The organism is Bacteroidales bacterium, from assembly GCA_041671145.1.
In the GTDB taxonomy this organism is placed as follows: Bacteria; Bacteroidota; Bacteroidia; order Bacteroidales; family JAHJDW01; genus JAQUPB01.
On the sequence record JBAZBZ010000057.1, the window covers coordinates 1 to 11,469 of the forward strand.

Sequence of the window (11,469 nt, forward strand, 5' to 3'; positions counted from 1 at the left end):
TAATTTTAAGTCGAAATTAACTTTTTCGTAGTCTTTTTTTCGACAGGGTTGAGTCTTGAGTTTTGTCATTGTTTCCGTTTTATTGGTTAATTTTTAGTCAACCGATTTTAGGAAATGACATCTTTTTAAATAGTGGCTAACGGTCGGGTGTTGCTAACGGCGGGGGTTTTAGAAGTGCGTCAGTTTCACCCGTGATTAATTTTATTTATTGTTTTGCACTTTCAAGTTGTTGCGAACCCCCGCTGATAGCAACACCATGTTAGCGGCTGGGCTTTGTTATTCTAAGAAGAAAACAATCGTGCTTACTACTCTGGCTTTTTGAATGTAAGGTTCTTTGGGGTTTTCGCTATTTTCACTAGCTTCTTCGTCATAATAATACTTGCCAGCAATAATAATTTGTCCTTGTGAAGCTGTTTTTATTTTACCTAATTTTGCTTGCGAATCATTAGCAAACTGTTCGCCAGCAATACGTGCATTCTTGGTGCTTTCGGCTATTAATTTCGGTTTAATCGAATTTAATTCGGGGAAAGAATAATCTGTCTTTATATTAGAAGTTAAATCTTTGCTTATCAAGTCTAATTCTATTTTAGATGCTTTATCTTCTGTGTTCACTACGTCTTTCGATTGGACAGTTAAGCTTTGTGTAATAGTATATCTATCTATTTTTTCCTGAACTTGTTTCCCATCGCTCCATTTTGTTTCATAGTATTTTTGTCGGTCTGTTACATCTATATTGTTTAAGGTAATGTCTTTTTCATTATATCCAATATTTTTTAAATATGTAATAATGTCGTTTTTCTTGTTTTCTGTTTGTTTAATTATGTCCTTTAAATTATCGCCAGAAAACGAAAAATTTAAAGTAATAGTAGCAGAGGTTGCGGTCATATTCATTTCAGCTAGTCCTTTTACTGCCACTACACGGTCTTTGTCACTAAATGTTTTTAGCCCTTTGAAAATAAAAAGTCCTAACAAAAAAAGTCCCAACAATAACGAAGTTCCTAAAATAATTGATTTTGATAAAGATTTGTTTTCCATAATGATAAAGATTTAATTAATATTTGTAATTCCTATATAAAATTCATTGTCGCTTACTATTTAAATTATCGTTCGATTTCTGACTTCATTGTTCCTTTTGCTTCGCCTTGCCGCTAACGGTCGGGGCTTGTTTTTGGCGGGCATTTGCTCGCACTTCTTTTTCCCCCGAAAACAAATTTATAAATAATTACTGAATTATCAAATACTAATTTCTGCCCGCTAATAACAAGCCCATGTTAGCGGTAGTTTTATATTTAACTAATGTCTTTGTAATAAAATTTATTAACCCTATCTTTACTTATATTTAATTTTGATGCTATTGCAACTTTCTTTATTCCTTTTGCTTTTAATTCTAAAACATTTTTTTCTGTTTCTTCGTCTAGTTTCTTTGCTATTTCTGTTTCGTAAATATATTCAACTTTTCTTCTAATATTCCAAGTATTTTCAAAATCAGTAATATTTTCAAGTTTTAATAAAGTTTTTACTATTTCGTCTCTTTGACTTGAATTTTTAGAGCCTAAAATTTTATCATTGGAAGATATTTTTCTTGCAAATTTTTCAATCATTTCATCGCTTAATTTAACAATCTTTATCGCTGTCGAAGTTCTTACATTATTGTCATTGTCATTGTCATTGTCGTTGTCATCATCGTCATCATCGTCATCATCGTCACCAAGAAGTATATTTTGAACAAATGAAAAATCTTCATACCATTCAGAATCTTGTCTGTAAATATAAGAAACATTATCACTAAAGTAAATTAACTCAAAAGAAGCAACTTGTTCTTTGTTCTTAATAACAAGCGAAACAGAGTCATTAAATTCTCTTAATTCATCTCCTGTTAAACTGTCTTTAAAAAGCAATAATTCTTCATTGTCAAGGCAGTTTATAGTAATGTCTATGATTAATATTTTGTTTGAAATTTTAGTTATTGTTTCAAGGTATTTTTTCCAGTCAGATTCATCAATTATAGTCCATGAAACTTCTGATGCAATATTTTCATCAATAGCACCATAAAAAACAGCAACATTATTATCATTGCACCATTTTTCAATTAAATTCAAAGTATCCTTTAGTTTGTCCATATTTGCAAATATTTCTTAGTAAATTACCGCTAACGGCTACGGGCTTTTGCTGGCGGTGAATTAAAACCTGCGTCAGTTTCAGCCGAAACAAAGATAATTACTTATTCTGACTTTTCAAAATGCACCAAAACACCGATGGCAAAAGCCCGATGTTACCGCCTGCTTTTTCCCATTTTTGTTTTTATTGTTATTCTATTTGCTTGTCTTTGTCAATGCTTTTTCTTTCAAATATTCTAATGTCTTTGTCAATACAAAATATTGTCAACTTATTTTTTTGTCTTTGTCTTCCTGTGTTATGTTTTTGTTTTTCTTCTTCTTCTTTTTCTTGTCAAGTTAGGTTTTTTCTGTCCACATATAAACATTGTCAAATAAGTATTCCGATAATATTTCTTTTATTTTTCAACTTGCTAATCATCTGTCAGCTTTTTTATTTGAATTTTATTTTCAGTATCAGTATCAACTGAAATGAATTTCTAAATGGTGTCAGAATACGTTTCGTAAAATGTTTTCCATAAAAATTGTATCTATCAATTAAAATTTTCAAGTATCAAAGTGTTTTCGTTTCTACCGAGATAAAATCATAATGTATTTTGTACTTTTAATCTCTTCCGAAAAAGTGGGCGGTAACGTTTTGCATATTTATTTAGTTGCGGACGTTTCCGCAGGAACTCGTCTGCAAGCACTTAACTTTATTGACCGATCCACTGTCCACTGTGCACTGCTACCGCAATTAAATAAATATGCTGTTACCGCCTGTGCAATTAGTACCATTTTTTTAATTTTGATAAATATATTTTTATTCCCAACTTTTCAAAATTCAATTTCTGTTTCAAATTCAAAACATCAGTTTCAGAGAAACGATAACCTAAAATTATTTCGTTAATTTTTATTTTTGGTATTTCATATTTTTGTCTCAAGGCATCAAATATCTCGAAATCACTACTGTCTTCAATAAATTGAGGTAAGGGCATTTCAAAGTAACTTACCTTTTCCTTATTAATAAATTTGTCTAAATGCACAATAGGATAGATTTGCTTGTCATTTCGAGTAATTATTGTGCTAAACTTTGGTCGACAATCGAATAATAAACGAATTTCTTTTTCGAAAGAATAAATTTCATTTTTAAGAAAACCTGTAATTTTTAAATCCAGAATTTCTTTTGTTGTCGAGCAATTCAGAGATTTTATATTTTCAAGCCATTCATTCTCTTGATAATAAATTTTTGAAAGGTGATAATTATACCATCGGTTTCTATTTAAAAATTCAAACCTAATAATAGCACCATTACCCTTTCTGCCTATGATATTCCAAAGTGTATGTTCTTCTGTTTCATCTTTTAATAATTCTGAAGGGCACATTGAAAAGCAATAAACATGCTGCTTTTCATCATTCTCCTCAAAAAATTCTTTTTTAAAACAATATTTCTCAATAGCATAAGACATCTCATATTGGTCATCCATATTATTCAAACTATACATTCGTATATTTCCGGAAGACAGGATAGAATTTAAAGATTCCATTGATGTGAAATGAATAAAATCATTCTTTTCATTGAAATAAAAAGGAGTTGTTTCTAATTCAACATCTCTCTCTGGTAACACCCAGAATTGATAAGTGTAATTTCCCTTGTTGTATTCAACTTCATCTTTATATCCCGAACCTCTGAGTTGAAAACCAACTTCTTTTATTTTCTCTATTCGTTCTGTTTCATTCATGTTTTGTCTTGTCTTTGCATTGGCGGTAACGGTTTGGCGGTTGCTGTTCGGTGGCGATTTTACGCACTGAACTTTCCACGAAACACAAATGTTTAAATTATTACATCACTGTCCAACGAGCTACGAACCGCCACTGACAGCAACCGCCTGTTACCCACTGGGCAATTTCTTCTTCTGTCATTACACTTGGCTGTCTCTGTGCGGTTGGAAGGCAAGCTCTTTGGCAGGTTTTGGCTGTGTGATGGCTTGTGCGACCTGCCAATGTGCTTGACTTTGCGTTGGCTTATATGCTTAGTCCTTTTATCAAGTTATATTCTGTCGAGTTATTGCCATATTGGGCTTTAACGTATGCTTTTATTCTTTGCACTCTGTCTTTGAGGTCAGCATATTGGCTTAGTCGACCTGCTCTTGTTGTTTTAAGAGTTTGTATCTTTTGAGCTACTGCATTGTTTAAAGTTGTCAACTGTGTACCTGTTGTTTGTAATGCTACTATCTTTAATGTATTGCTTGATGGGTTAAATGCGGTAAATTGAGTTATTGTATTTACAATGTCATTAAAGAATTGTGTCATTGAGCCGTAAGAACGTTCCGATTGGCTAATTGTTTTTGCTTGGTCTGGTTTTGTCGGGTCGGCAGGAGCTTTTGTTAGTTTGGTTGCACGCATTTTTTTGATTATTGCGTTTACTGTTGCTGCTTCTGTTGACTTTTTGCCATATTGTGCTTCTACTGCTCCTTTGATTGGTGAAAGGAGTTTTTCAATAGAACCAGTCTTTTTTGAAAATGCTGCTTGTCGAGCATCTACTGCGGCTTTGTAATTTTCCTGCTGACTGCTTTCTGTTCCATTTGTTGCAACAATTGAGTTAATAAGTGTTGTCATACTTGCAACACTTTCTTGTGTACGTGGTGGTGCATAACCTACAAACCCTAAAATAAAGGTTAAAAGGTCTTGGGCTCTTCTTAATTTAGCCCCAAAGGTGTTTTCAGATGTTGATGCCATAATTTTAAAGTTTTTAATTATTAATAAAAATGCTATTGTGTAAAATAAAACTCAAAGATAGTAAATTTATTTTATAATTGTATAAAAATATTTTTGAATTGTGTATGTTTAAAATGAAATTGCGTAGAATTACAAATATAATTGTGTATTATTAAAATGAGATTGTGTAAAATAAAATACTGATTGTGTAACTTCATATTAAAATTGTGTGTTTTATAATTAACTATGTATAAAACACCACTATGATTGTGCAATATTGAAAAATAAGTGTGATATTTATAAGACACTATCCTTTCTAAAAAGATAAAGGAGTATTATCGTTAATAATATTTGTTAATTTTTGCTTGCAATTAATAATATCTTTTTTAGAAAACTTGTTTTTATTTAAAAATTTTTCAACTGTATTATAAAAAACAGTTGAATCAAGATAATTAAGAATTGTAATATTCCCTTCTTTGTAACAAAAGAAATTTTTCCTTGAAGCATGAGAACCTATTCTTGAATATGTGTATATGCCTTTATGCCTTCTGTTAACTAACAAAGGATAATAATTAACTTCAAATATACTTGTATCAACAGAATTATTTTTTTGTAATAATTTTGAAATTAAATCTTTTTTTAATTCAGATAAGATTTGATTTTCATTTGTTAATTTTATATTTTTAGTAGTATTGCATGCTATAATACTACATAATAGCAATGAAACATACAGAAAAGATATTGATTTCATATTTTATTTTGATATGATAGAGACAATGTACTTGACTTTACGTCATATCTAATGCAGAATAAATTTTATTGGTAAATAAATAATAACATCAACAGGTTTATGGCAAAGTTTTCCTGGTTTCCAATTAGGCATTAATTTTATTACTCTAATTGCTTCGGCATCGCACTCGGTTTGTAAGCCCTTTTCAATTCTAATATTATATATACTTCCATCATTTTTTACAATAAAAGAAACAATTACAATTCCACTTCCGTCAAATTCATTAGGCCATTTTATATTTTTATTAATAAATTCCTGTAATTTATTATTTCCACCTTTAAAAGTAGGTAATTCATCTGCCATGAGATAAAGAATAGGTTTGCTTGTTGTATCTTTTATATTATTAACTTGACTTGAAGCTGCTTTAGGGATTAAAAACAATATAGAAAATAAACAAATTAGATAACTAATTAATGTTTTCATGGTTTATTATTTTTTCTTTTCTTTATAATTTTTTTCTGTTTCATTAACTCTATTTTTGATTTGTTCACCGAGTTTAGTATTTGTTTCTTTAAATCCTTTTTCCGTGCTAATTGCGTCATGTTTGTATGGTTCTCCTTTTGAATATAAATATCCATGACCATATGCTTCATGAGCTAAATTTTCTGCTTGACCTTCTTCGCTTAATCCACTATTAATGGTTATATCAATATTTTCATCAGGAGAATTATATTTATTTGGTTCCGAACCTGGTGTTTGTGTGACACCTAACCAGCCTTGTTCACCTGTTTTTGGGCTAAAAGGACCCGCTTCATTAGGATCACCTTGCGTAATTTGTCCTAAATTTTGTTCGACAAGTTCACCCTTTTCGTTTTTATAAGTAAATTTTTCAGAAACATTAATATTAAATGTTCTTTCATCGTTTGCTAATTGCTTTAATGCTTCAAAGTTTCCACTATTGCTACATGCTTGATTTAACAAAGTTTTATCAATTACGCCATTTTTATCAAATTTTACAAAAGCCATATCTTCTTTAGTAAGCGTATTAAGTATTGCGGTTCTTGCTTGTTCATTAGCTGCTTTCACTTCCATACCATCATTATCAACATAAAATATTGGATTATCTGCAAAAGCAACGTAAGGACTAATACTTGGATATTTTTTAAATAACGGGTCAATATTCCAAGAAAAACAACAGGGTCGAAATTATAATGATTATACAAAGTATCAGTCGGGCTAAATTTATTTATTTTTTGTTTTTTTGTGTCAAATATTGTTCTGCTATATTGTTCAAAAGGTTTTGTTTCGTGTATTTCATCAAATAAGCCCCATGATAATGTTGCGTAACGAGTATCTTTAGGGTCGGAATTGATATGTTTAAATGGGTTTGGTGTTTGGTCTTTTACAATTAATGCAGCGTTTGTGTCGTTTTGCAATCGTGATATTATTAAGTTTTTAATTTCAACAGGCATTTCACGATAACCTTTTTTATAAAGTGATGTGATTAATTTTTCGTATTCTTTAAATTGCTTATCGGTTTGTAATTGTGCAATAGATTTATTTTTATTTATTATTCTTTCTTCAAATACTTCGGCTTTTAAAAGCATTGCGTTAAGATTCAAAGTATCGTATTTTAGTGCTGTTTTGGCGCATTGCAAAATAAATTCGTCGGATTTAGAATTAAATTTATTTTCATATCCTTTTGCAAGATAAACAAGACAAAGAGAAATGGATTGTTTTAAGTTTAATGTTCGCATTGAAATACCGCTTACAACTGCTTCGTGTGTTGTATTGGTAAATGCTTTTATTGAACCGCTACCAGGAAAAGCTTTTGAAGCTAATTCTATATTATATGGAGTTCCTTTTATATCGTTATGAACAATATAGATATGATTTGGAGCAATTGCTAAATTTGCACCTGAATTTAATCTTTCTGAAAATATTTTGTAAAGCGAAGCAAGTGCATAACAATTACCTTTTCGTGTATTTGCATCAAGTAAATTAAGTACTTGCGAATTTTTCCAATTTATACTACCTAATGGATCATCGGTTGAATATTGATAGGGATAATGAAAAGTAATGTATTCTTCATTTTTAATTGAATCATATAAAAATGCAAATGTTGTGTCAGTTAAATATTTATAAATTGAAAAATTAAGTAATGCTTTATTGTATCTTTCTATAACTTCTTCTTGTGTTTCAATAATAGAAGGTTTGATATTTAAAGTATTCTGTTTTTCTATAATTTTTTTAATCTGTAAGATTTTTCTTGTGTGTATTTCAAGTGCTGATTGAAATTCTTTGTATTTAATTCTATTATCCCGAAAAGCATTTTCCATAATAAAAACGGCTCTTTCGTAATTGAGCGGTATTTTGCCGGATAACATATTTTCTATTTCTGTTTTTGCTGAATAGAAACAGGTCTTTGCCAATGAATCTTTTTTTGTTGAATTATTGGCATAAGCGAAGTTTGCAAAAATAATTTGCAAAATAATCGCACTTTTCAAAATTAATGATGTTCGTTTTTTCATAAGGCAAATATATTAAATTTTTAATTATTGATATTTATAAATAGGTTTCTTTTTTCTTTTCCGTTAAAACCCTTTTCTTGCTGTACTTTTCCTCTAAACTCCTGTAAATTCATTTGCTGTTCATATAAGCCAGCGGGCATTTCTTCGTATCCTAATGATTTTATTAAAAGTTCGTTTTGCTGTAATGCTTCATAAAGGTCTCTTGCTCCTTTTACTTTGTCAATGTCTTTTAAATCTTTAATCCCGTTCGTATAAAACAAGCGGTCTAACATGTGAGCAAGGACAGAACTGCGTAATAAAATTGCTTGTAAATTATTTTGTTTCGGGAAACATTTCATTGACGCATTAATACATTCATTCAAAAATGTTCCATCAGCAACGCCATATTTATTAAGGTAGCTAATTCCGAGATTGGCGATGCAATCGCCAATAATCATAAATTTATTTAATGTGTCAAGATATATTCCTGTGTTTTCGGCTTGTGGTGTAATATACATATGTTCGGAATACCAATCGTCTGAAATATTCCAGTGTGATGTTGGTTCGTAATTGTGTATTTTTCCTGCATTGTCAGGATACTTAATAAAAGAATGATTTGGGGCAGTTGAAAGATAAAATGTTGCTCCAAGTGATTCGGCAAGTATTCCATAAACAACAGGCAAACTACTACATTGTCCAGTTCCTGTGGCAAAAGCTTTTGTTACAAAATAATTTCTGAAATCCTTTTCCCCTTTGTAATCAATATAATCGTAAGTGTATGGGATATGCTTTTTTATTGTAATTTTTGTCATTTCATTTTTAGGTAAGTTTATGCTTGTGGTATCTTTCCCGAATTTCTGAATTGCTTTATGAATTGCTTCGTTGTTTCGTGGGTCAAGTCCGTTTTGTATCATCATTTGCTTAATAAAGTCCGTATTTTCCTTTATTATATTGCAGTATTCTTTGTAAGAAAGATATGTGTTTCCATAAGCATTTTCTGTTATATAAAAAGCATCTTTTAATGAAATGGGCTTATTGCCTGTTGCCATATTTTTCAATGAATTCAAAGCGTCTGTGTAAGGTTTTGTTTTGCTTGCAAAATCAACAGATTTGTAGTATTCAAAATTCATTCGTTTTCCAGTTTCATTTGTATTTGCTTCGTTAAGGATGTTTAATAATTCCTGATGTTGCTTATTTGTAGCTCCGTTATCATTATTCGATGGAACAGATTTATTAATGATATAATTTTGTCTTGCTTGTTGGTTTTGCTGTGGTGTCAAATATGGTCTATCCATGTATTGCCCCATTTGTTGTTCAGCGTTTCTGTATGTTTGCTCCATAATATCGTTGGCAGTTGCACCAATTGAATAATTTTGTGTCGGTGTCTGTTGGCTTGGCTGTGTCAAGGTGCTGTTGGTGTAATACTGATTTGTATTTATTGGTTTAAAAGTTTCAAATTTCGGTTTAGTTGTCTTGTTTGTCTGTGCAGTCAAGGTGTCAACGAAGAAAAAAGTTGTCAGAATAAAGCACAAAAATGTCAACGAAGCATGTGGGAAGGCAAGATTTAGCTCTTTTGCAAGTTTTGGTCGTGGGTCGGCTGGTGCGACTTGCAAATGTGCTAAATGAGCGGTGGCAATTTTCTTCTTTTGTCTTGTCATAATTTACCGTTTACGTTTCCACGAAGCGTTTTTGCCTTGTGGGTAACGTTTGGGGCTTGTGAATTGGCGGGCATTAAATACCTACGTCACTTTCCCCCGAGAACAAATTTATAAATAATTATTGAATTTCAAATCACTAATTTCTGCCCGCTAATAACAAGCCCGTGTTGGGGGCAGTATGGTTTTATTTACTTTTTTTCTTCTGTCTTCGCTACAATTGTTTTTGTTACTTCTCTTAATTCTTTAAATGTCATCGTCGATAATGTTTCTTGCCATTTATTGTCTGTCGGTTGTTGTTTCAGTATTTCCAGTGAATTATTTTCAGAATATAATTAGGACTCCAAATGTGTCGCCAGTGAAAGAAAATTGAAATTTCATGTCTTTACTTCCAGTCTGTCTCAATCCACTATTATAAATTTTCACAGCACTCTTTGCATGTTTGCTATATGAAATTGAGAAAGGAATAGATATAGCTACTAGTCCTCCTCCAATTGCAGCAAGAGCCCACATTGGTTCTCCACCACCTAACATTGTTCCTACGGGCCAACCTATCAAGAATCCACCGGCAAATCCAAAAACAGAGGCCACATCGTAATTATTTTTTGCAATCTTCATTTCTTTAGTAGCCATATAATTTAATTCCATTATATCTAACAAATCTTTTGGTTTTAAAACTTTTCCCTTTTGTTTGAATACAGTTCCAAGTTTCTTAATTGTCTCTATTGAGTCTGATTTATATTGTCCAAATAAATAAGAACAGCTCAAAAAAACTAATCCAAATAAAAATGATTTTCTCATATGTTTTTATTTTTTATATGGTTAAGTTAGAAAATTTGTTATATGTGAGAACTTCCGCAATATTGCCCCCAACGGTTGGGTGCTACTGCCGGCGGGGATTTAATAAGTACGTCAGTTTCAACCGTAATTAATTTTATTTACTTGTTTGTACTTTCATGTTGCTACGAACCCCCGCTGGCAGCAGCACCATGTTAGCACTCGTGCATACCTAAACTGTTTTTATCTTTCCATTTATTACTTGTCGCAAGAATTCTCTCTGCTCATCTAACGACATGTTTTTCATTTTTTCCGATAACTTGTCCTTTATCATGCGGAAGAAAGCAACTGCATCAAATTTTTTATCTTTTTTAGTTTTCATATTTTATTAATTCTTTTGGTGAACGAATGTCTATCATTGGGTAACCCAATTTCAAATTTACAGAGTTAAATAATTTAATTTTGTCAAAGTTTACAATATGCTTGAAATTCCAACTTACTAAAACATCTAATCGATTTACTGTCGCTATCGCTATATGATATGCGTCGTCTAAACTTGACTTACCTAATATTTTTTCTTTAATATAAGTATCAGCTAATTTTCTTGCTTCGTTGTCAAGTGGTAGAAGATTATAAATGTCAGAAGGTATTTTGGATTTTAATTCTTTTACGAAATCTGGTGCTAATGCAATTTCTGCTTCACTTATTTCAGAAAAATGAACTAAAAAATCTTTGTTAAACACTCTTTTGAAAAATGCTTTTGTGTCAGTTTCAAACTCTGTATCAAAGTATCCACCTACAACAGATGTATCAATATAAACTCTTAATTTCATAATTATACTTTTCTGCAAAGTTACAATAATTTTTTGTCAAAGCACGTATTTTTTTAAAGCATGAGTGCTAACGGTTGGGTGCTTATTTTGTGCGGTGATTAATACGCACTTCATTTTCTACCGAAACAAAATTAATAAATAGCAATGACTTTT

Annotated in this window: 13 protein-coding genes; all 13 read right to left on the bottom strand. The window is 31.0% G+C overall.

All coding sequences use genetic code 11. From position 1 onward, the window contains the following. Positions 1–276 precede the first annotated feature (276 nt). The 13 genes from WC223_13010 to WC223_13070 all read right to left on the bottom strand — a co-directional run bounded on the left by WC223_13010 (position 277) and on the right by WC223_13070 (position 11,334). Complete coding sequence (locus tag WC223_13010; protein MFA6925157.1) at positions 277–1,035, bottom strand: SIMPL domain-containing protein; 759 nt, start codon at positions 1,033–1,035, stop codon at positions 277–279. Positions 1,036–1,289: 254 nt separating this feature from the next. Beyond that, on the bottom strand, positions 1,290–2,120 hold the full coding sequence (locus WC223_13015) for a hypothetical protein (GenBank protein MFA6925158.1): 831 nt from the start codon (positions 2,118–2,120) through the stop codon (positions 1,290–1,292). A 761-nt stretch (positions 2,121–2,881) separates the two neighbouring features. Beyond that, on the bottom strand, positions 2,882–3,835 hold the full coding sequence (locus WC223_13020) for a hypothetical protein (protein ID MFA6925159.1): 954 nt from the start codon (positions 3,833–3,835) through the stop codon (positions 2,882–2,884). Between the two features lie 100 nt (positions 3,836–3,935). After that, positions 3,936–4,097 (bottom strand): hypothetical protein, encoded by a 162-nt coding sequence (locus WC223_13025; protein ID MFA6925160.1) that lies wholly within the window; start codon positions 4,095–4,097, stop codon positions 3,936–3,938. Positions 4,098–4,118: 21 nt separating this feature from the next. Beyond that, the gene (locus tag WC223_13030; GenBank protein ID MFA6925161.1) at positions 4,119–4,832 is read right to left on the bottom strand and encodes a hypothetical protein; all 714 of its coding nucleotides are present in this window, start codon (positions 4,830–4,832) and stop codon (positions 4,119–4,121) included. Positions 4,833–5,127: 295 nt separating this feature from the next. Further along, positions 5,128–5,562, bottom strand: a complete 435-nt coding sequence (locus tag WC223_13035; GenBank protein MFA6925162.1) for a hypothetical protein — start codon at positions 5,560–5,562, stop codon at positions 5,128–5,130. A gap of 48 nt (positions 5,563–5,610) precedes the next feature. Beyond that, positions 5,611–6,024: an energy transducer TonB gene (locus tag WC223_13040; protein MFA6925163.1), complete on the bottom strand. Its 414-nt coding sequence runs from the start codon at positions 6,022–6,024 to the stop codon at positions 5,611–5,613. A gap of 6 nt (positions 6,025–6,030) precedes the next feature. Next, positions 6,031–6,633, bottom strand: coding sequence for a hypothetical protein (locus WC223_13045; protein ID MFA6925164.1), 603 nt, complete (start codon positions 6,631–6,633; stop codon positions 6,031–6,033). After that, complete coding sequence (locus tag WC223_13050; GenBank protein ID MFA6925165.1) at positions 6,624–8,072, bottom strand: hypothetical protein; 1,449 nt, start codon at positions 8,070–8,072, stop codon at positions 6,624–6,626. Before WC223_13050 ends, WC223_13045 begins: the two co-directional genes overlap by 10 nt. A 20-nt stretch (positions 8,073–8,092) precedes the next feature. Next, a complete protein-coding gene (locus tag WC223_13055; protein MFA6925166.1) occupies positions 8,093–9,709 on the bottom strand; it encodes a hypothetical protein in 1,617 nt (538 codons plus the stop codon). 321 nt (positions 9,710–10,030) lie between these two features. Further along, on the bottom strand, positions 10,031–10,507 hold the full coding sequence (locus WC223_13060) for a hypothetical protein (protein MFA6925167.1): 477 nt from the start codon (positions 10,505–10,507) through the stop codon (positions 10,031–10,033). A 208-nt stretch (positions 10,508–10,715) separates the two neighbouring features. Beyond that, on the bottom strand, positions 10,716–10,865 hold the full coding sequence (locus WC223_13065; GenBank protein MFA6925168.1) for a hypothetical protein: 150 nt from the start codon (positions 10,863–10,865) through the stop codon (positions 10,716–10,718). Next, the gene (locus WC223_13070; protein MFA6925169.1) at positions 10,855–11,334 is read right to left on the bottom strand and encodes a type II toxin-antitoxin system VapC family toxin; all 480 of its coding nucleotides are present in this window, start codon (positions 11,332–11,334) and stop codon (positions 10,855–10,857) included. The genes WC223_13065 and WC223_13070 overlap by 11 nt, the downstream gene beginning before the upstream one ends. Positions 11,335–11,469: the final 135 nt, after the last annotated feature.

Bases quoted from the DNA above. Each gene is read 5' to 3' on its own strand.
- WC223_13010 (MFA6925157.1), bottom strand. From the start codon at position 1,035: ATGGAAAACAAATCTTTATCAAAATCAATTATTTTAGGAACTTCGTTA.
- WC223_13015 (MFA6925158.1), bottom strand. From the start codon at position 2,120: ATGGACAAACTAAAGGATACTTTGAATTTAATTGAAAAATGGTGCAAT.
- WC223_13020 (MFA6925159.1), bottom strand. From the start codon at position 3,835: ATGAATGAAACAGAACGAATAGAGAAAATAAAAGAAGTTGGTTTTCAA.
- WC223_13030 (MFA6925161.1), bottom strand. From the start codon at position 4,832: ATGGCATCAACATCTGAAAACACCTTTGGGGCTAAATTAAGAAGAGCC.
- WC223_13035 (MFA6925162.1), bottom strand. From the start codon at position 5,562: ATGAAATCAATATCTTTTCTGTATGTTTCATTGCTATTATGTAGTATT.
- WC223_13040 (MFA6925163.1), bottom strand. From the start codon at position 6,024: ATGAAAACATTAATTAGTTATCTAATTTGTTTATTTTCTATATTGTTT.
- WC223_13045 (MFA6925164.1), bottom strand. From the start codon at position 6,633: ATGGAAGTGAAAGCAGCTAATGAACAAGCAAGAACCGCAATACTTAAT.
- WC223_13050 (MFA6925165.1), bottom strand. From the start codon at position 8,072: ATGAAAAAACGAACATCATTAATTTTGAAAAGTGCGATTATTTTGCAA.
- WC223_13055 (MFA6925166.1), bottom strand. From the start codon at position 9,709: ATGACAAGACAAAAGAAGAAAATTGCCACCGCTCATTTAGCACATTTG.
- WC223_13060 (MFA6925167.1), bottom strand. From the start codon at position 10,507: ATGAGAAAATCATTTTTATTTGGATTAGTTTTTTTGAGCTGTTCTTAT.
- WC223_13065 (MFA6925168.1), bottom strand. From the start codon at position 10,865: ATGAAAACTAAAAAAGATAAAAAATTTGATGCAGTTGCTTTCTTCCGC.